This window comes from bacterium, from assembly GCA_018814885.1.
GTDB lineage: Bacteria > Krumholzibacteriota > Krumholzibacteriia > LZORAL124-64-63 > LZORAL124-64-63 > JAHIYU01.
Map to the genome: position 1 here is coordinate 19,189 of JAHIYU010000177.1, position 20,121 is coordinate 39,309.

19 protein-coding genes, 1 tRNA gene and 1 other RNA gene are annotated in these 20,121 nt (G+C 65.5%); 20 read left to right on the plus strand and 1 reads right to left on the minus strand.

All coding sequences use genetic code 11. The features are described from left to right. Positions 1-136: 136 nt before the first annotated feature. From infC to KJ554_13430, 19 genes are all read left to right on the plus strand, one after another. On the plus strand, positions 137-634 hold the full coding sequence (infC, locus tag KJ554_13340) for a translation initiation factor IF-3 (protein MBU0743316.1): 498 nt from the start codon (positions 137-139) through the stop codon (positions 632-634). 81 nt (positions 635-715) lie between these two features. Beyond that, positions 716-919 carry a 50S ribosomal protein L35 gene (rpmI, locus tag KJ554_13345; protein ID MBU0743317.1) on the plus strand — a complete coding sequence of 68 codons (204 nt, stop codon included), beginning with the start codon at positions 716-718 and terminating at the stop codon, positions 917-919. Between the two features lie 38 nt (positions 920-957). Further along, positions 958-1,311, plus strand: coding sequence for a 50S ribosomal protein L20 (gene rplT / locus KJ554_13350; protein MBU0743318.1), 354 nt, complete (start codon positions 958-960; stop codon positions 1,309-1,311). A gap of 76 nt (positions 1,312-1,387) precedes the next feature. Then, a complete protein-coding gene (pheS, locus tag KJ554_13355; GenBank protein MBU0743319.1) occupies positions 1,388-2,416 on the plus strand; it encodes a phenylalanine--tRNA ligase subunit alpha in 1,029 nt (342 codons plus the stop codon). Beyond that, entirely contained in the window at positions 2,413-4,869 is a 2,457-nt protein-coding gene (gene pheT, locus KJ554_13360; GenBank protein MBU0743320.1) for a phenylalanine--tRNA ligase subunit beta, read from the plus strand. The genes pheS and pheT overlap by 4 nt, the downstream gene beginning before the upstream one ends. Before the next feature lie 59 nt (positions 4,870-4,928). Then, a complete protein-coding gene (zapB, locus tag KJ554_13365; GenBank protein ID MBU0743321.1) occupies positions 4,929-5,201 on the plus strand; it encodes a cell division protein ZapB in 273 nt (90 codons plus the stop codon). Between the two features lie 68 nt (positions 5,202-5,269). Then, the gene (locus KJ554_13370; protein MBU0743322.1) at positions 5,270-5,563 is read left to right on the plus strand and encodes a cell division protein ZapA; all 294 of its coding nucleotides are present in this window, start codon (positions 5,270-5,272) and stop codon (positions 5,561-5,563) included. A gap of 18 nt (positions 5,564-5,581) precedes the next feature. Beyond that, a non-coding RNA gene (ssrS, locus tag KJ554_13375) (6S RNA) lies at positions 5,582-5,757 on the plus strand. A gap of 68 nt (positions 5,758-5,825) precedes the next feature. Further along, positions 5,826-7,388 (plus strand): ribonuclease Y, encoded by a 1,563-nt coding sequence (rny, locus tag KJ554_13380; GenBank protein ID MBU0743323.1) that lies wholly within the window; start codon positions 5,826-5,828, stop codon positions 7,386-7,388. A 50-nt stretch (positions 7,389-7,438) separates the two neighbouring features. Then, positions 7,439-8,317, plus strand: a complete 879-nt coding sequence (locus KJ554_13385) for a bifunctional 5,10-methylenetetrahydrofolate dehydrogenase/5,10-methenyltetrahydrofolate cyclohydrolase (protein MBU0743324.1) — start codon at positions 7,439-7,441, stop codon at positions 8,315-8,317. After that, on the plus strand, positions 8,314-9,216 hold the full coding sequence (locus KJ554_13390) for a polyprenyl synthetase family protein (protein ID MBU0743325.1): 903 nt from the start codon (positions 8,314-8,316) through the stop codon (positions 9,214-9,216). Before KJ554_13385 ends, KJ554_13390 begins: the two co-directional genes overlap by 4 nt. Before the next feature lie 176 nt (positions 9,217-9,392). Next, positions 9,393-11,303, plus strand: a complete 1,911-nt coding sequence (dxs, locus tag KJ554_13395; protein MBU0743326.1) for a 1-deoxy-D-xylulose-5-phosphate synthase — start codon at positions 9,393-9,395, stop codon at positions 11,301-11,303. Positions 11,304-11,321: 18 nt separating this feature from the next. Then, on the plus strand, positions 11,322-12,206 hold the full coding sequence (locus tag KJ554_13400; protein MBU0743327.1) for an NAD(+)/NADH kinase: 885 nt from the start codon (positions 11,322-11,324) through the stop codon (positions 12,204-12,206). Between the two features lies 1 nt (position 12,207). Further along, positions 12,208-13,977, plus strand: a complete 1,770-nt coding sequence (locus KJ554_13405; GenBank protein MBU0743328.1) for a hypothetical protein — start codon at positions 12,208-12,210, stop codon at positions 13,975-13,977. A gap of 41 nt (positions 13,978-14,018) precedes the next feature. Beyond that, positions 14,019-14,095, plus strand: a tRNA-Arg gene (locus KJ554_13410). A gap of 202 nt (positions 14,096-14,297) precedes the next feature. After that, entirely contained in the window at positions 14,298-14,678 is a 381-nt protein-coding gene (locus KJ554_13415) for a hypothetical protein (GenBank protein MBU0743329.1), read from the plus strand. An 81-nt stretch (positions 14,679-14,759) separates the two neighbouring features. Further along, complete coding sequence (locus KJ554_13420) at positions 14,760-16,055, plus strand: nucleotide sugar dehydrogenase (GenBank protein MBU0743330.1); 1,296 nt, start codon at positions 14,760-14,762, stop codon at positions 16,053-16,055. A 29-nt stretch (positions 16,056-16,084) separates the two neighbouring features. Further along, positions 16,085-17,029 carry an SDR family oxidoreductase gene (locus tag KJ554_13425; GenBank protein ID MBU0743331.1) on the plus strand — a complete coding sequence of 315 codons (945 nt, stop codon included), beginning with the start codon at positions 16,085-16,087 and terminating at the stop codon, positions 17,027-17,029. A gap of 26 nt (positions 17,030-17,055) precedes the next feature. Further along, entirely contained in the window at positions 17,056-18,012 is a 957-nt protein-coding gene (locus KJ554_13430; GenBank protein MBU0743332.1) for a polysaccharide biosynthesis/export family protein, read from the plus strand. An 18-nt stretch (positions 18,013-18,030) separates the two neighbouring features. Here the strand turns inward: KJ554_13430 and KJ554_13435 are convergent, their stop codons facing one another. Beyond that, positions 18,031-19,032 (minus strand): flippase-like domain-containing protein, encoded by a 1,002-nt coding sequence (locus KJ554_13435; protein MBU0743333.1) that lies wholly within the window; start codon positions 19,030-19,032, stop codon positions 18,031-18,033. A 297-nt stretch (positions 19,033-19,329) separates the two neighbouring features. On the opposite strand from KJ554_13435, the gene KJ554_13440 reads away from it, so the two are divergent. Continuing rightward, entirely contained in the window at positions 19,330-20,040 is a 711-nt protein-coding gene (locus KJ554_13440; protein ID MBU0743334.1) for a sugar transferase, read from the plus strand. Positions 20,041-20,121: the final 81 nt, after the last annotated feature.

Consider the following 20,121-nt stretch of genomic DNA (forward strand, 5'->3'; position numbering starts at 1 on the left):
CCCTTGCCGGGAAGGAACGGTTCGCGTCAGAGATGGGAGCGGACCGTTGTGTCCGTTTTTTTCTTGGCGGGGCATCAGAGCACACATTCAGGAGGTACGTGAGATCAGAGAGGAGAAGACGCTACGGGTTAATCGCATGATTCGCATACCCCGCGTCCTCGTCGTGGACGAGGACGGCGAACAGCTGGGGGTGATGGAAACTCGCGACGCCCAGGCACTCGCTGCGGAGCGCGGACTCGATCTGGTGGAAGTGGCGCCCACGGCCAGGCCGCCAGTGTGCCGCATCATGGACTACGGCAAGTTCAAGTACGAGCAGAGCAAGAAGGCCCGTCGTGCGCGGGCAGCGTCACACACCATCAAGGTGAAGACGATCAAGTTACGCCCCAAGACCGATGAACACGACTACAACTTCAAGAAGGAGCACATCATCTCCTTCTTGCAGAAGGGGCACAAGGTCAAGGTCATCATGCAGTATCGCGGCCGTGAACTTTCTCACATGGAGCTCGGTATCGAGTACTTGAAGGAACTCGTCGAGGAAGTGGCAGAATACGGCAAGCCGGAAGGTCGGCCCAGCCAGGAGGGACGCACGGTCTCGCTGGTCCTGATGCCGGTCAAGCAGGACAGACCAGAATAGAACGAGACGATACCCGTCTTGACCGCAGCCGAGCCGTCAAGGTCGCGGGAAGCCATCTCGTTGCTGAAAGGTGAAGACAAGATGAAAGGTCCGAAGATGAAGACGAACCGAGCCGCGGCCAAGCGCTTCAAGCGTACCGGCTCGGGCCGCGTGAAGCGCAACCACGCTTACCATGGCCACCTGTTCACCGCCAAGAGCCCCAAGCGCAAGCGCAACCTGCGCAAGGCGACCATGCTCGACTCCGCAGACATGGCCCGGGTCAACAAGATGCTGGCCGGCAACTAGGAACCTAGAACCGAGATCATCGAGCAGGAGGCAGAACAATGCCGAGAGCAACCAACAATCCCGCCGCGAGGCAGAAGCGCAACAAGGTGATGAAGCAGGCCCGGGGCTACGTTGCCGGCCGCGGTTCGCAGTTTCGCATGGCCCGCGAACAGGTCGAACGCGCCCTTGCGCAGGAATACAAGGATCGCAAGCGCCGCAAGCGTGATTTCCGCAGGCTCTGGATCACCAGGATCAACGCGGCGGCCCGTATCCAGGGCTTGAGCTACAGCCATTTCATCAACGGCTTGAAGAAGGCAAACGTGCAGATCGACCGCAAGCAGCTCGCCGATCTCGCCGTGCGTGACATGGACAGCTTTGCCAAGCTGGCCGCGGTAGCGCGAGACGCCCTGTAGCGGGCGGCGGATCGATGGCCTGCTCGTAGCCACCTATCGACGCAGTCATTGCCGAGGCCGTCAGGAGGCCCGATCGATGCAGGAGATGCTGGAACGTCTGCGCGCCGAAGGACTTGCTCTGATCGAGGGCGTGTCCGCCGTGCCGGAGGCCGAAAAGGCCAAGGTGGCGCTCTTCGGGAGGAAGGGCACGCTCACCTTGCAGTTGCGCAGGCTCAAGGACCTGCCGGCGGAACGGCGGCCGGCCGCCGGCGCCGCACTCAACGCCCTGAAGCAGGAGTTGAAGGGACTGCTGGCCGCACGCCAGGCCGCCCTCGTGGTTCAATCCGACGCCGGAGCGCGCGCCGACGTCGACCTGAGCTTGCCTGGCCTGCCCTCTGCAGCCGCCGGTTCCTGCCATCCCTTGCCTGCGATCATCAAGGAGATCTGCGACATCTTCCACGGCATGGGATTCACGGTGGCCGAGGGCCCGGACGTGGAGCTCGACTGGTACAACTTCACCGCCCTGAATTTCCCGACCGATCATCCGGCGCGCGATAGTCAGGACACCTTCTACATCAACGAGAAGCTGCTCCTGCGCACGCAGACCTCGCCGGTGCAGGTGCGGACCATGGAACAGCGGGAACCACCCCTGGCGGTGGTGGTGCCCGGCCGCGTCTACCGCAACGAGGCGGTGGACGCCTCCCACGCCGCGGAGTTCTTCCAGATCGAAGGCCTCTACGTCGACGAGAACGTGAGCCTGGCCGACCTCAAGACCTCCGTCACCCAGTTCATCCGCACGCTCTACGGTCCCGACACGACGATTCGCTTCCGGCCCCATTACTTCCCCTTCACCGAACCGTCGGTGGAGGTGGACATGCGCTGCTTCGCTTGCGGCGGAGACGGCTGCAACGTGTGCGGGCGGACGGGCTGGATAGAGATAATGGGCGCTGGAATGGTGCATCCCAACGTCTTCACCGCGTCCGGCTACGACCGGGACGCCTATACGGGCTTCGCCTTCGGTCTCGGCATCGACCGCATCGCCATGCTCCGCTACGGCATCGACGATATCAGGCTCCTCTACGAGAACGACCTGCGTTTCCTCCATCAGTTCAGGGGTGTGAGTTGAAGATCAGTCTGAACTGGCTCAGGGATTACGTGCCCTGGGAGGGCACCGCCGAAGAGCTTGCCGAGCGACTGACGACCAACGGGTTGAACGTGGAAGCGGTCGAGGAATTCGTCCTGGCCTACCCGGGCGTCGTGGTGGCCCGCGTCGTGGCGCGCGACACACATCCCGACGCCCACCGGCTGAGCCTCTGCACGGTCGACGATGGCCTGGGCGTCCACCAGGTTGTGTGCGGCGCTCCCAACGTGCGCGAGGGATTGTCCGTCCTTTTCGCTCGACCGGGCGCGGTATTGCCTAACGGCATGAAACTGAAGAAGAGCAAGATCCGCGGAGTCGAGTCCCACGGCATGATCTGCTCGGCGTCCGAGCTCGGCCTGAACGAGGAGAGCGAGGGCATCATCGAACTGCCGGACGGACACGCTCCCGGCACACCAGCCGACGAACTGTACGGCTACCGCGACATGGTTTTCGAGATCGAGGTCACGCCGAACCGGCCGGACTGGCTGTGCCATCTGGGAGTCGCGCGCGAGGTGTCCGCCATCAACGGCGCCATGCTGCGGATACCCACGGTCTGGTCGCCGCCCAAGACGGGCACGGACAGGCTGGACTTCACGGTCGAGATCGCAGATTTTTCCGATTGCCCGCGCTATACCGCCCACATCGCGCGCAACCTCAGGGCGGGTGCCTCGCCCCGCTGGATGCAGAACCGACTGCGGGCCGTGGGGGCGCGGCCCATCAGCAACATCGTCGACATCACCAACTACGTGCTGTTCGAGACGGGTCAGCCGCTGCACGCCTTCGATCTCGAGAAACTCCACGGCAACCGACTGTCCGTGCGCAGGGCCGTGGACGGCGAGCCGTTCCGGACCCTGGATGGTCAGCAGCGCGAACTGGGCAAGGACGATCTCGTGATCGCCGACACCGCCGGATCCGTAGCCCTGGCGGGCGTCATGGGCGGGGAGGGCTCCCAGGTCTGCGCGAAAACGCGGGAACTCCTGCTCGAAAGCGCGTATTTCGATCCCGGCATCGTGCGGCGCACATCCCGGCGCCACCAGCTCCTCAGCGACTCGTCGTATCGATTCGAGCGGGAAGCCGACTGGGAAGCGGTCAAGCAGGGCGCCAGGCGGGCGCTTCATCTCCTGCAGGAGCACGCCGACGCCCATATCGAGGCAGGCTTCGTGGACAGGCAGGACCCGGATCGCCGGGAGGCGGCGCCGGTCACCCTGCGCGTCGAACAGGTCAATCGGCTGCTGGGAACACGCATCACCACCATCGAGGCCGTCGAGCATCTCCACGCGCTCGGCCTGCCCTGCCAGCCCGTGGGCCAGGTGCGGGACAGGGCCGATGCGACCGGCAAGCTCCTGGTCACGGTGCCCAGCTTCCGGCGGGACATCCACGAGGAAGTGGATCTCATCGAGGAAGTGGCGCGAATCTACGGGTATGACAATATCGAATCCGCCTCTCATTTCCGGGGACGGGCGAGTGTACGCCGCCGCCGCCTCGACTGCGTGCGGGACGCGATGCGGACCCACCTGGCGGCGGTCGGCTACAGCGAGATCGTCACCTCCACCTTCATGGCTCGTGGCGAACTCGATCGGCTCGGGCTAGCAGAAGACGACCCGCGGCGCGAGCTGCTGTCGGTCCACGATCCCCGGCACGGCGGCGAGACGATCCTGAGATCCACGCTGACACCCTCGCTGCTGGCGACGGCACGTCACAACCTCCACGCCGATCGCGCGACGCCCTTCCGCCTGTTCCAGCTCGGCAAGTCGTTCCTGGCGGCGGAGAGTGGTCGATACGGGGGCCGCCACGCGGACGACGAACTGTTGCCGCGCGAGACGCAGACGCTGCAGCTGGCCGTGATCGGCCGGACGGACACCGTATACGGGGATGTCCCGGCCGATCTGCTGGAGATCAAGGGGACCTTGCAAGCCCTGGCCGACCAGCTGCGTATCGGGCTCGCGTTCGCCGGTGATGACAGCGAACCCTACCTCCAGCCAGGACAGCAGTGGGCGGTCACGGACGAGGCGGGTCGTGGAGTGGGTGTCGCGGGATCCGTGTCTCGCCGCTGCCTGCGGGCTTTCGACCTGGAGACCCCGGTGGCCCTCGCGGAGATCGACCTGCTGCGCCTGGATCTCGAACCGAGACCGGTGCGATACGAGGGCTTTTCCCGCTTCCCGGCCGTAAAACGAGATTTATCGCTGGTCACTCCGGCCGGCGTCACCTTCGAGCAGGTACGGCAACTCGTTGTGCAGAAGGGCGGTCCGTTGCTGGAAAACGTCGCGCTCTTCGATCTGTTCAAGGGTGGAAACCTCGAGACCGGAACCGCCGCTCTGGGAATTCGCTTGAAGTTCCAGTCCGCCAAGAGTAATCTGAAAGGGAAGGCTGTAGACAAAGCCATCGACGCCATCATCGGCGCCCTGCATGCAGAGTTGGGCGTGTCATTGCGTGGATGAGCCGCAGCCCTTCTGGTAAAAGATGAATGGAGTCCTCTAACCGGAAGGTAAAGAAAGAAATGCATGAAGACAGCTTTGAGCTGTTGGAGGAGAAGGTACTGTCGGCTGTGCGGCGCATACAAGAGCTCAAGACCGAAAATGAGTCCCTGACCGTGCAGTGTGACGAGTTGACGAGCCAAGTCGAGGCTCTCAACGACAGGGCGAACCGGGCAGAGAGCGATCTGGCTGCTGCCCGGTCCCAGGTTGCGTTGGTCGACCAGATGGAAGGCAAACGCAAGTTAATCGAGGAGAAGGTGGGAGGCCTTTTGGATAAGCTCGATTCCATCGCATAGCAGCTGGGGTTAGCGACAACTGCGACTGGTGGATCGACCCGGGGGCCGGATTCGTGGGAAGTAGTCAAATGTCCGATCCCAGTAGCGTTAACGTGACCATCTTTGGTCGGGAATATACTTTGCGTGGCGACGCGGAGACTGCGTACGTCCAGAAGGTCGCAGCCCTCGTGGATGAGAAGATGCGAGAGATTTCGGCTCAGTCCGATCTCGCTTCGACCAGCAAAGTGGCCATTCTCGTGGCCGTCAACTTGGCGGACGAACTGCTGCGGGAGCGTCAGAAGCACCAGCAAGCCCTGAATCTCCTGGACGAGAGGACAGGGCAGATCGCCGCCTACCTCGACAAGGAGATGGAAAAGCTCTGAGGATCGTACGGAGAGCGGGATTCCCTGCTTGGTCCGTGATGTGTCGAGTCATTTGAGCCAACACTCTGACTGTGGGACCTCGAGTTCCCGAGCAGCGGTCAAGCCCGCAAGGGAAGGCCAAAACCCGGGACAGGGGACCCGACCTGAAGCAATTGGTTCAATTGCTTCCGACCACACGACTTGGCGGGGAATCTTGCGATCTTCCCCCCCGGTTTATCTCTGGATCCCTCTTTTCCTTCCGAAATACCGGAAGGAGTACAGCATGAATCAAGTGCCGACGACGGCCTGGATGGGTCTGATCGCCGTCGCTTTCTTTTTCCTCGGCTGGTGGTGGAACAAGCAGCGCGTAGCCCGCCTCTTCGGCGACACCAAGCGCGAGCGCGACCGCCTCATAACCGACGCCAGGCGCGAAGCCGATAACATCCGCAAGAGCGCCGATCTCGAGGCCAAGGACGAGATATACCGCGCCCGTCAGAAATTCGAAGCCGAGACCGAGGCCACCCGGCGCGAACTGGCCAAGCGCACGGAATACCTCGATCAGCGCGATTCCAGTCTTAACAAGAAGGTCACCTACGTGGACCACAAGGAGGCCAAGCTGGAGCAGCGCGAGACCGAACTGAAGCAGCAGAGCGTCGAGGTCGAGGAGCTTCGCCTGAAGTTCCAGGAGAAGCTGGCGGCGCAGGTGGTCAAGCTGGAGAGCATCGCCGGTCTAAGCGCCGATAATGCCCGCCAGCAGCTCATGGACCGCATGATATCCCAGGCGCGCCTCTCGGCCGCCAAGAGCGTGCAGGAAGTAAGGGAGGAGGCGGAACGTACGTCCCGGCGAGAGTCACAGAAGATCCTCAGCCAGGCCATACAGCGCTATGCCGCGGAGCACGTGGCCGAGACCTCGGTCTCGGTGGTCGACCTCCCCAACGACGATATGAAGGGCCGCATCATCGGGCGCGAAGGCCGGAACATCAGGGCCTTCGAACTTGCGACCGGCGTCGACGTGATCATCGATGATACCCCCGAGGCGGTGATCATCTCAGGCTTCGACCCGGTGCGGCGCGAGGTCGCCTGCCAATCCCTGCAGCAGCTCATACGCGACGGGCGCATCCATCCGGGCCGCATCGAGGAAGTGGTGCAGAAGACCAATGCGGAAATGCAGGAGCGGATCCGAGATATCGGCGAGCAGGTCTGCCTCGAGCTGGGACTGCAGAACGTCAATCCCAAGCTGCACCCGTACATCGGGCGCCTCCACTACCGCACCAGCTACGGCCAGAACCTCTTGTTGCACAGCAAGGAAGTGGCCGGCGTGGCGGCCGTCATCGCCGGGGAACTTGGGCTCGACGCCAATCTGGCCAGGCGCTGCGGCTTCCTCCACGACATCGGCAAGGCGGCGGACCACGAGTTCGATGGCCCCCACGCCCTGGTGGGAGCCCGGATCCTCAAGAAGCTGGGCGAACACAGCCATGTCATCAACGCTGTCGAAGGACACCACCAGGACGTCGACGCGGAGTCGCCCTACACGTACATCACGGCCGCAGCCGACGCCGTGTCGGCTTCGCGACCGGGCGCCAGGCGCGAGAGCTTCGACAACTACATCAAGCGGTTGGAGAACCTCGAACGCATCGCCGAGAGTTTCGAGGGCGTCGACAAGTGTTACGCCATCCAGGCCGGCCGCGAGGTGCGTGTCCTGGTCAACCACGACAAGATCTCCGACGCCGAGGCCGTGTTGATGGCCGAGGAGATCAGCCGTCGCGTAGAGGGTGAGCTCGAGTATCCCGGGCAGATCAAGATCATGGTCCTGCGCGAGTCGCGAGCCGTGGCCTATGCCCGTTGAGGACGGGATCGAGCCGCCAACCGGTAACCGGCAGCGAACGGGAGAGACCTGTGGAGAGTCGTAAGCTGTCGGGTGCCGTGGTGCGTGACGCCGTCTTCGCGTGTCTCGCCCGTGGCGTCGAGACTTCGGGGCGTAAACCCGGACTGGCCGTCGTCCTGGTCGGAGACGATCCGGCGTCGTGCGTCTACGTCGCCGGCAAGGGGCGCGCCTGCGAGAAGCTGGGTTTCCACCACGTCACGCACCACCTGCCGGCGGATACGAGCGAAGGCGAGATCCTGCGGCTGCTCGCCGCCTTGAACGACGCGGCGGACATCCACGGCATCCTCGTGCAGATCCCCCTGCCCGGTCACATCGACGCGGCGCGCGTACAGGCTGCGGTCGCGCCGCGCAAGGACGTGGACGGCTTCCACCCCGAGAATCTCGGCCGCCTCCTGGCCGGCCGGCCCGGCTTCGTCCCGTGCACGCCGCTGGGCATCATCGAGATGCTCCGTCACCACGGCGTGGAACTGGCCGGGCGCGAGGTGGCCATCGTCGGCCGCAGCGTGATCGTGGGGCGACCCCTGGCGATGCTCCTGTCGCTGAAGGCGGAACTCGGCAACGCGACCGTCACCCTCTGCCATTCCGCCACCCGCGACCTCGCAGCCGTCACGCGTCGCGCGGACCTGGTCGTGGCTGCCATGGGCGTGCCCGGCGCCCTGGATCGGGATCACGTCGCCGAAGGCGCGGTCGTGGTCGACGTCGGCATCAACAGGGTTGAGGACCCCGCGGCGAAGAAGGGCTATCGCCTTGTCGGCGACGTGGCGCCGGATGCGCTCGACGGCTGGGCGTCGGCGTACACTCCCGTGCCCGGCGGCGTGGGTCTGATGACGATCGCCATGTTGATGCGGAACACCTGGGAGGCCATGGTGCAGCAGGAGCAAGCACGTTGAATCGTGGGGACGGATTGGACGCGGCCCTGCCGAGGGAACGCCGGGTCGTCGACAGCCGACTGCGGCGGATCATGCGGGCACAGAAGGGCGTTCCCGCCAGACTGCGGGCGGCCATGGCGCATTCGCTCTTCAGCGGCGGCAAGCGCCTGCGGCCGGTGCTGCTGTTATGGACTTACGACGCCTTGAAAGCCCGGCGTGCGTCCTCGCGCGACCGCGCCCTGGATGTGGCGTGCGCCATCGAGCTGTTACATACCTACTCGCTCATCCACGACGACCTGCCGGCCATGGACGACGACGTCCTGCGCCGGGGCGTGCCGACGTGCCACATAGCCTTCGACGAGGCTACGGCCATTCTGGCCGGGGACGGCCTGCAGGCGCTCGCCTTCGCCGTCGTGGCCGGCGTACCGCGCCGCGGCGCGGCCCTGGTGTCCCTGCTGGCGACCGCGGCCGGGCCATCCGGCATGGTGGGGGGGCAGCAGGAGGACCTGGACGCCGAGGGGCGGACCCCGGACGCCGCGCTGATCAGACGCATCCACCGGGGCAAGACCGCGCGACTGATCTCGGCGCCCATGGCCGCGGGCGCCCTGCTGTCCGGCGCCGGTGAGGCGTGTGCGGCCCAGGTGGCGCGGGCCGGTTTGCAACTCGGCATGGCCTTCCAGGCGAACGACGACCTGCTCGACGTCGAGGGCGACACGGAGAAGCTGGGCAAGACCGCCGGCAAGGACGCGAAATCGGGCAAGGCCACCTGGATCAGGCTGGCGGGCGTACGGGCGGCGCGCCGCCGCACCGCGGCCTACGGGCGCCGGGGATTGCGTCTGCTGGCGGACTGTCTGCCCGACAATGCGCACGCGGCGCGGCTGCTGGATCTCGGTCGGCTGCTGTGGGATCGAGAAAGCTGAAAGCAACCGGCGTGTCCAGGCGTTGGCGCTGACCGTGCCGGACGGCGGAAGTGCCCTTTACGGTTGCCAATCCAGGCATATCCGGACTACTTTTGTGGTTGCCGGGAAGCGCGGATGGGCCCACCCCGGGCGCGTGACGTGAACGCGTCCAGACTCGAATGGCCGGGAACCGATCAATGACCTCGATCCTGCACAACCTGACCGGTCCGGAGGACCTCGCACATCTTTCGCCCGCCCAGCTGGAAGGGTTGTGCGGCGAACTGCGCGATGAGATCATCTCGACCGTGGCGACGACTGGCGGTCATCTCGGCGCCAGCCTCGGCGTGGTGGAACTGACGGTCGCTCTGCACCACCTCTTCCACTCTCCCGCCGACAAGATCATCTGGGACGTGGGGCATCAGGCCTACGGCCACAAGCTGTTGACCGGGCGGCGCGAGCGCTTCGACACCCTGCGCCAGGAAGACGGCATCAGCGGCTTCCCCAAGCGCAGCGAGAACCCGCACGACGCCTACGGCGTGGGACACGCCAGCACGTCGATAAGTGCCGCCCTGGGATTCGCGAAGGCCCGCGATCTCAAGGGGGAGGGCAACGCCGTGATCGCCGTGATCGGCGATGGTGCCCTGACAGGCGGGTTGGCCTACGAGGGGTTGAACAACGCCGGCCAGACGCAGACGGACCTGATCGTGGTGCTCAACGACAACGAGATGAGCATCTCCCCGAACGTGGGCGCCATCGCCAAGTACCTGACGCGCATCACGTCGGGACAGCTCTACACGCGATTCGAGGCGGATCTCTGGCGCATCCTCGGCAGGTTCCCGCGGGGCAAGACCGCCCAGAAGCTGGCGGGGCGCATCAAGGACGGGCTGAAGCAGATAATCGTCCCCACCATCCTCTTCGAGGAGCTGGGTTTCAAGTATTTCGGCCCCATCGATGGCCACGACCTGCCGCTGCTCGTCAAGACCCTGGATTCCGTGCGCAAGCTCAAGGGACCCGTGCTGGTGCACGCGGTCACGCGCAAGGGCAAGGGGTATTCCTTCGCCGAGAACGACCGTCCCCGCTACCACGGCGTGGGCAAGTTCGACCGCAAGCAGGGCCTGAAGCCGAGCGACGGCGGCACGCCCAGCTATACTTCTGTCTTCGGACGCGCGCTGGTGCGCGCCGCGGAGACGGACGACCGCATCGTGGCGATCACGGCCGCCATGCCCGAGGGCACCGGACTGGACCTGTTCCGCGACGCCCATCCGGACCGCTTCTTCGACGTGGGCATCGCCGAGCAGCACGCGGTCACCTTCGCCTGTGGTCTCGCCTGCGAGGGACTCAAGCCGGTGGTGGCCATCTACTCCACCTTCCTCCAGCGGGCCTACGATCAGATCATACACGACGCGGCACTGCAGAAACTGCCGGTAGTCTTCGCCATCGACCGTGCCGGTGTAGTGGGCGAGGACGGTCCGACACACCACGGATCTTTCGATCTCACCTACCTGCGCGCGATCCCCGACCTGGTGATCATGGCGCCCAAGGACGAGCACGAGCTGCGCCGGATGCTGGTAACGTGCTTGGCTCACGAGGCCGGCCCCACGGCCCTACGGTATCCGCGCGGTGCCGGACAGGGCGTACCCCTGCCCGACGACGTCGAAACGCTCGCCATCGGCAAGGGGGAACCCCTGCGACGGGGAGACGACGTCTGCCTGCTCGCCGTGGGCAGCATGGTGGCGCCGTCGGTCGAGGCCGCGCGGCGTCTCGCCGAGGCGGGCGTCGAGGCCACGGTCGTGAACATGAGGTTCGTGAAACCCCTGGACGAGGAAATCCTCCAGACGGCCTACGCCCACCATCGCCTCGTGGTGACCCTCGAGGAGAACACCCTGGCCGGCGGTTTCGGCGCCGCCGTGCTGGAATGGGCGGCGATGCACGCGCCCGAACCCGTCACGCCGACCCTGTCGATCGGGATACCCGACCAGTTCATGGCACACGCTCCCCGCAGCGCCTTGCTCACCAGGATGGGGCTGGACGCCGATACGATCGCCGAGCGGGTCCTCACACGCCTCAACAGCCGAGACGGCGTGAGAGCCCGTTCCGCCGGCCTATAAACGCTCGAGGTCTAGCTCATGGGTCTGACGACCATTGGTCTCTTCGGCAATCCCGAGAAGGAGGAGATCGGCGGCGCCATCGCGCACGTCATCGAGCGGAGCAAGGCCGAGGGCATCGCCACGGCGGCCCAGCGGGAGCTCGCAGCGCTGGTCGACGCGGAAACGCGCATCTGCGAGTCCGCCGAGTTGGCGCGCGTCTCCGATGTGATCATAACGCTCGGCGGCGACGGCACCATGCTGAGGGCCGCGCGTTCCCTGGACGACAGCGATACGCCCCTGCTGGGTATCAACCTCGGCGCGCTCGGTTATCTCACCGACGTGCCCCTCTCGGAGCTCGACGACGCCCTGGACCAGCTCATCAGCGGCGACTACACGTCCACGCCGCGCGCTCGCGTGCTGGGCGTGGTCCAGCGGGACGGGGAGGAGGTTGCCCGCTGCACGGCGTTGAATGACATCGTCGTCAACATGGGACCCCTGCCCCGCGCCCTGCATATGGAAGTGCGCCTGGACAACGTGACCCTCGGACGCTTCCTGGGCGACGGCCTGATCGTCAGTACGTCCACCGGTTCCACCGCCTACAACCTCTCGGCGGGCGGTCCCATCATCCATCCGGGCGTCAGCGCCCTAGTGGTGAATCCCATCTGCCCCCATAGTCTGGCCATCCGGCCTTTGCTGGTCCCTATCGAGAAGACGGTCGAATTACGGCTGCACTACGTCGGCCGCGGGGCCACCCTGACGGCCGACGGTCAGGAGGCCACGCCGCTCCAGGAAGGGGACAGGATCGTCTACCGCCGGGCCGACGAACCGGTCTATCTCGTCAAGTTTCCCAGCAGCGATTTCTTCCGCGCCATGCAGAGCAAGCTCCAGTGGGGAGCCATCAACCGCCGCCAGACCGGTCCTTGAAATGCTCGTCGAACTGCGCATCAACCAACTGGGCCTGGTCGACGAACTGGTGCTGCCCGTCGCGAGCGGTCTGACGATCCTGACCGGCGAGACCGGCGCCGGGAAATCGATGATCGCCGGCGCCATGGCCCTGTTGACGGGCCAGGCGGTTCCCAAGGACCTGGTGCGCGGCGGCGAAGAACTCGCCTGGGTGGAGGGCGTCTTCGATCTCTCCGCGCGGCGCCGGACGTGTGCTCGCCTGCGCAAGTGCGGAGTCACGCTGGGCGCGGACGGGATGCTCGTGACAAGGCGCGAGATCAGGCGCAACGGGCGTAATCGCGTGGTCATCAACGGCATGTTGTCGTCCCTGGCCCTGTTGCAGCAGATCGGCGCCGCGTTGCTCTCGGTGCAGAGCCAGGATCAGCAGCGCGAGCTCTCGCGCCCCGCCTTCGTCCGCGACCTTCTGGACGAGATGCTCGAGTGCGCTGATCTGCGCGGCGCCGTGCGGGACGCGCATGCGGCCTGGCGCGCTCTGGACGCTGACCTGGAGTCGCGCCGGCAGGAGGTGGCGGCCGGCCGCGAACAGCTCGACATCTGGCGGTACCAGCGCGACGAGCTGGCCACGGCGTCGCTCGACGTTGACGAGGAACCCGGCCTCGACGAGTCCATCGTAGTGAAGCGACACGCGGCCGAGTTGCAGGAGAGCGCCGCCGCCGCCTTGCAGGCGCTCACCGGCGGCGAGATCGACGCGCAAGGTCTCCTCGGCCGGGCCTTGCGGGCCCTCTCGGCGGCCGAGGGCAAGAGCGCGCGTCTCGACGGGGCGCTCGGGCAGCTCCGGGAGGCGGAGGCGGCGGCCGCGGAGGCGGCGGTGGCGATCGAGCGATTCCTCGACGCCATCGACCTCGATCCCGGCGGTCTCGACGAGCTGGAAGACCGCAAGGCCCTCTATTGCGAGCTGCGGCGCAAGTATCGGCGAGATGTGCCCGACCTGCTCGAGTATCTTCGCCTGCTCACCGAGCGCATCGCGAGGCAGGAATCGTCTACGGATGACCTGTCTGCCCTCGCCACCCGCCGGGACGATGCCGCGCACGCCGTTGCCGGGGCCGCACTGGAACTGCGGCGTCGGCGCATCGCCGGCGCGGGCGGCGTGAGCCGGCTCGCCGAAGAGGTCATACGGCCCCTGGCCCTTCCCGATCTCGAGCTGCAGTTCTCGGTCTCGCCCCGTCGCGCCGCAGAGGGCGGGCTAGACGTGGACGGCGAGCTCTGTGACGTGCGCGCCGACGGCGCGGACGAGGTGGACCTGTTCGTTCGCCCAAACCCGGGGGAACGTTCCGGCAAGGTGGCGGAGATCGTATCCGGCGGCGAAAGATCGCGTATCCACCTGGGCCTGACGGCCCTGAAGCGAAGCGGCAGCGAGCCGCCCCTGCAACTCTTCGACGAGATCGACGCCGGTCTGGGCATGGATCGGGCCCGGCCCACGGCGAAGCTGCTCCGACAACTCGCGCGTGGGGGCCAGGTGATCTGCATCACCCATCTGGCCACCGTCGCCGTGTACGGGGACGATCACTGGCGGGCGCGGAAAGAGGTCAGGCATGGGCGAACGCTGCTCGCCGTCGACCGTCTCGTTGACGCGGCGCGTACCGATGAGGTGGCCCGGCTGCTCGGCGGCGAGGAGACCGCCGAAGCCGACGTGGACGCGGCCGGCCGGGCATACGCCCGGGATCTGCTCCGGGAGGCCCGGGAAGAGTTTGCGTCCGGCGGACTGCAGGGCGATCTTGGAGATGGCGGTTGACCGGTTCGATGGCGATACACATACTTGCTGCCGCTCATGGTGCGCCCGTAGCTCAGCTGGATAGAGCGCTTGCCTCCGGAGCAAGAGGTCGTGGGTTCGAATCCCGCCGGGCGTACCATCCCTTACCTCTCGAAGACGGATCATGTGGACGAAGATCTTCCTGCTCCTGGCTCTCTGGTGGTTATGGCGCGCGTTGTTGCGTCTGGGCCGCCGGTCACGCCGGAGGCGCCCCGCCGGGAGCGGATCCCCCCGCGAAGGCACCACCCGGCCGCAGAGCGGCGACCGGGATCTCGGAGATCTGACCCGACAGGACATCAGCGATGCTGATTACGAGGAAATCCCGTAAACCCAGTGACGATTCCCCCTTCCGCTCCCGCTTCCGGGATCCTGGGTCGGGAGCCTTTTCGCTGCGCCAGTATCTCCGTTGCCGGGATGAGCTCTTCCAGCGGATCGTGGTCACGGTCGTCCAGTCCTGCTTCGTGGTCTTCCTGGTGATGTTCAGCCGGACCCTCCATCGCATGTTCGAATCCCACGGGCAGGGCGTGGCCGGCTGGGTGGAAATCGTCTGTCAAGTCCTGTTGCTGCTGTTCGTCCTGCTCTTCGTCGGGCGGGTGGTGAACAATGTACGCAACATCAAGTGGTTGCGCGGTGAGATGACCCGCTTGCGCCGGGAAACGGACAGTCTGGACACGAGGGGTTGATGCCCCGCCGCGATGTGGCACCCTCCTTGCAAACGGGTACCTGGACCCCTCACGAACACCATCGGTCTCATAAAGGATAACATGAAGATCTGCAACAAGTTCGAGAGCAGGGAAGCGCGTCTGGCCGTCATCGGGCTGGGCTATGTCGGGTTGCCGCTCGCCATGGAATACACCAAGCAGGGTTTCGAGGTGGTCGGTATCGATCTGATGCGGGAAAAGGTCGGCCAGCTGAACCGTGGCGAGAGCTACATCATCGATGTTCCCTCCGCGGACGTGCAGAGCGCCTTGGCGACAGGGCGCTTCAAGGCGACGACCGAGGCCGCTGATCTCGCGACCTGCGACAGCGTGAACATCTGCGTGCCGACGCCGCTGGGCAAGACGCAGGATCCGGACATGACCTACATACAGTCGGCGGTCGACGCGATCGTGCCGCACCTGCACAGGGGCATGCTCGTCATCCTGGAGAGCACGACCTATCCGGGCACCTGCGAGGAAGTGATCCTGCCGCGCCTGGCCGAGACGGGCCTGATCGTGGGGGAGGATTTCTATCTGGCCTTCTCGCCGGAGCGGGTGGATCCCGGCAACCCGGTCTACCACACCAGGAACATCCCCAAGGTGGTCGGCGGCGTCACTCCGGACTGCACGGCCGCGGCGGCCTGTCTCTACGGTCAGGTGATGGATGCGGTGGTGCCGGTCTCGACGGCCCGCGTCGCCGAGACCGTCAAGCTCCTGGAGAACACCTACCGCAGCGTGAACATCGGCCTGGTGAACGAGATCGCCCTGCTCTGCAACTCGATGGACATCGACGTCTGGGAAGTGATCGAGGCCGCCAGCACGAAGCCGTTCGGCTTCATGCCCTTCTATCCCGGTCCCGGGCTGGGCGGCCACTGCATTCCCATCGATCCGTTCTATTTCTCCTGGAAGGCGAAGCAGGTCGGCATGGAGGCGCGTTTCATCGAGCTGGCCGGACACGTGAACGGATCGATGCCGCGGCACGTGGTCAATCTGGTGGCCGACGCCCTCAACGAGGTGATGCGCTCGATCAAGGGCAGCCGCATCCTGGTCGTCGGCGTGGCGTACAAGCCCGACATCGACGACGTGCGGGAATCCCCGGCCCTGGATATCATGGAGATGCTGCACAAGCGCGGGGGAGAGGTCTGGTGGCACGACCCCCATGTCGAGGCGCTGAGCGGCTTGACCGGAATACGGAAACTGGATACCTGGTCGGTCGCGGCCCTGGACGGCTTCGACGCGGCCGTGATCGTGACGCCCCACCGGGGCGTGGACCACGGGCTGCTGCTGGAGGCGGGGCCCATGATCATCGACACACGCAATGCGCTCAAGGGCAGGCGCAGTGACAAGCTGGTGCGGTTGTAACCCGCCGGCGCCATCATGGAGGATATCGGATGCAGAAGGCCTTGGTGACCGGAGGAGCGGGCTTCATCGGCTCGCATCTCGCCGCGGCGCTCGTGGAGCGCGGCTGGGACGTTACCGTCCTGGACAATCTGTCCACGGGCAAGTTGGCGAACATGGACACGTTCCGCGACAGGGTGAGGTTCGTGGAGGGATCGATCGCCGACGCCGCGACGGTGCAGGACTGCTGCCGCGGCGTGGATGTCGTCTTCCATCAGGCGGCCCTCGCCTCGGTGCCGCGGAGCGTCGATGATCCGTTCACCTCCAACCTGCACAACATAGACGGGACGTTGCAAGTCCTGCTGGCGGCGCGGGACGCCGGGGTGAAGCGACTGGTCTATGCGGCCAGCAGCTCCGCCTACGGCGACTCCCCGACGCTGCCCAAACGCGAGGATATGCCCAGCGCGCCCATGTCACCCTACGCGGTACAGAAATACGTGGGCGAGCTGTACCTGAAGGTCTTCGCGGATCTGTACGGCCTCAGCTCGGTGGGATTGAGGTACTTCAACGTGTTCGGCCCCCGGCAGGATCCCACCAGCCAGTACGCCGCGGTGGTCCCCATTTTCATCACCAAGCTGCTCGCCGGCGAGTCCCCGACCGTCAACGGCGACGGCAGCTATTCCCGCGACTTCACCTATATCGACAACGTTGTCCATGCTAATATGTGCGCGGCCGAAGCGCCCGACCCGGGCGGTATCACCGTGAACATCGCCTGCGGCGACCGCTTCACGCTGAACGAACTGTACGAGGCGATCCAGGAATTCGTGGGCACGCGCCTGGAGCCCATGCACGGACCGGCCAGGACAGGCGACGTGCCGCATTCGCAGGCGGACATCGCCCTGGCACGAGAGGTCATCGGCTACACGCCCCAGATCGATTTCACGACGGGCTTGTCTCGCACGGTGGCCTGGTACAAGGAACAATCGGCCCGGGTATGAGCTACGGGCGCCGAACGGGGGAAAAGATGTCACGCAGTCTCTGCATCGCGACGTTCATGTTGGCCCTGGCCATGTTCGCCATGACGGCCGCCGCACAGCCGGGCGAGAGCCTCGCCGAATACCGTCTCGGCGCGGGTGATGTCGTGCAGCTGAACGTGCTGCAGCAGCCATCCCTGGACCGGAGCCTGCTCATCAGGCCGGACGGCACCGCGGTCATCCCGCTGGTGGGCGAAGTGGAGATGGCGGGCCTGACGGTCTCCGGGGCCGAGGAACTCGTCCGGCAGAAACTGCGCCTTTTCAACCATGACATCGTCGACATCTCGCTCACGGTGACCCAGTACAACGCCCTGCGCATCTACGTCCTCGGCGCCGTGGTCGCACCCGGCAGCTTCACCTTCGATTCATCGCCGACCTTGTGGGACGTCCTGCGCGAAGCCGGCGGCGCCGACCCCGGCGCCAACCTGGCCGCGGTGCGCGTCATCTCGATCACCGGCAACACCACGACCACGCAGACCTATGACCTCACGGGACTGATCACCGGCACGGGCGGCGCTCCCCAGATCTTCCTGAGAGCCGGCGATACGGTGATCGTGCCCGGCGAGGAGGGTCTGGCCGCGGCGCCGGACACGGGCGTGCAGGTCTTCGGCGGCGTGGCGTCTCCCGGCACCTACTCCCTCACCGAGCCCACGCGGCTGATGACGGTGCTCATGCTCGCGGGTTCGCCCCTGGAAGCCGCGGCCCTCGACAGGATCTGGTGGGTGCACGACACCGGCGGCGGTCGTTACAGCTCGCGCCTGATCGACATCTCGAGATTCATCGAGAAGGGGGACATGTCCGGCAACCCGCTGATACATCCCGGTGACACGATCGAGGTGAAGCGCAGCGTCCCGGGTTTCTTCCGCACGGTCTACCCGCTGATTCTCGGCTCCATCTCCACGGCTGCGGCGATCATCTTCACCATCGACCGCGTCAGCAATCGCTAACCTGCAGCTTGGCCCGTTTCACTCCAGGCCCGCGCCGTCGAGGCGCGGGCTTTCCGCGTGCGGGTCCGGGGGGTCGAAGAGAACGCGCCGGGCGCCGGCGAATACGGCCAAGCCGATCAGAACTGCCAGCCAGAGTGTGACCAGCCGCACGAGCAGAGCTACCGACAGGGCGGCACCGCGCGGTACGTCCAGGCTCGACAGCAGCAGGACGAGCGTGGCCTCGGTGCCGCCCAGACCGCCCGGGAGGAAGGCCAGCGAGCCGGCGAGGGTGGCCGCGGCATAGATGAACACGGAGGGCCCGAGTCCGATGTGGTGACCCAGGTGCCCGCAGATGAGCCAGAGGCTGAGACACTCGCAGAACCAGGCCGCCACGCTCAACGACAGGGATGCGGCGGCGGTCGAACCGCTGGTCACTGCGGGCAGCCAATTCAACGTGTCGCGTACCTCCTCGGCGCGGTCACGCAGTCGGGACGACCGGGAGAGGCGGGAGATCATGGCCGTCTGCAGCCGCCCGGAGCGCAGGGAAGCCACGGCCAGCACCAGGATGAGCAGGGCGCCTGCGCGGGCGGCGGTGCCTGCGAAAAGCCCATCCCACCAGAAGAGCCCCACGGCCGCGAGCAGCAGGATGGCCAGCACGTCGGTCAGCCTCTCGGCGATGAGCACCGACAGACCGGCCGACAAGGGAACGCCACGCTTGTCGCGCAGGTGCACGGCCTTGTAGATCTCACCCAGCTTGCCGGGAGTGACGACCATGGCGAAGGTCGCGAAGAACAGGGCCCAGGATTCGCGTCTGGGCACTTCGAGCGAGAGACGGCTAAGGTAAAGGCTCCAGCGGCCGAATCTCATGAGGTAATTGGCCAGTGAGAGACCCACCAGCAGCGGTATCCCGGTGGGCGGGAAGCGGGCCAGACCCTGGCGGAAATCGTGCCAGCCGAGCACGAATCCGAAGATGGCATAGACGAGGCATCCGGCCGTCAGCCAGAGCAGAAGAGGCTTGATAACGTTGAGAGCGCGGTTCATCGATTCTCCCGAAGTTGCCGTCAGGTATCTACATATGCCTGATGGATAGGAAAAAATCAAGGCAGGAGGAGCGCCGCAGATCGAGCTTGTATTTTCGGGCTTATTGGTGTAGTCTGAAGACATACACGCTCGGGAAATATTGAAGGTTTTGCAACCTTTGCGTCTGCGGATCGCATTTACTGCTGTTCTTGCGGTGGGGCCCTGGGGGGAGAGGCAGTGAAGGGTTTGACGGGCACATATCGATCTGGCAGTGACGGCCGTCTGGGTCTGTATCCCGACGATGAGCCGCTATCCGGGATGGGTTTGCTGGAGGCGCGGCGCCATCTCGAGGAATTCGACGTTCCCGAGGCGTCGCAGAACTATATCATCGGACCCAAGAGATCCGTCGACATCGTCATTTCGGTTTTCGCCTTGATCCTGTTCGCGGTCTTGTTGCCGCTGATCGCCGTCGCGATCAAGATCGATTCCCGCGGACCCGTCTTCTTCCTGCAATCGCGCATCGGCATCGACCGGCGGCTGCGCCGCAAGTCGCCCTGCTCCACCTGCCCGGAGCGGCGGCGCGTGCTCTATCCCGGCAAACCCTTCCGGATCTACAAGCTGCGCACCATGCGCCTGGACGCCGAGGCGACGGGCCCCCAGTGGGCCACCGAGAACGATTCGCGTATCACGCGCGTCGGGCGCATCCTCCGCAAGACGCGTCTCGACGAATTCCCGCAGTTCATGAATGTCCTGCGCGCCGAGATGAGCGTCATCGGGCCCCGCCCGGAGCGGCTGTGCTTCATCAGGCAGCTGGAGCACGACATCCCCCTCTACCACGACCGTCTGATGATCCTGCCCGGCATCACCGGCCTCGCCCAGGTGATCAACGGCTACGATACGGACGTCGATTCCGTCCGCCGCAAGGTCGCCCTGGACAAGCAGTACATCAGCAACATCGGCTGGCGCACGGACCTGCGCATCCTGCTGATGACCATCCGCACCGTCCTGCAGGGCGAAGGCGCCCTCTGACCCGTCCAACGATCCTCCCGCGATGGGTGGTGGGTTCACGCCCGCCAACTGCGTCTTGCGCCGAGGAGGCGCCGGCCTGAT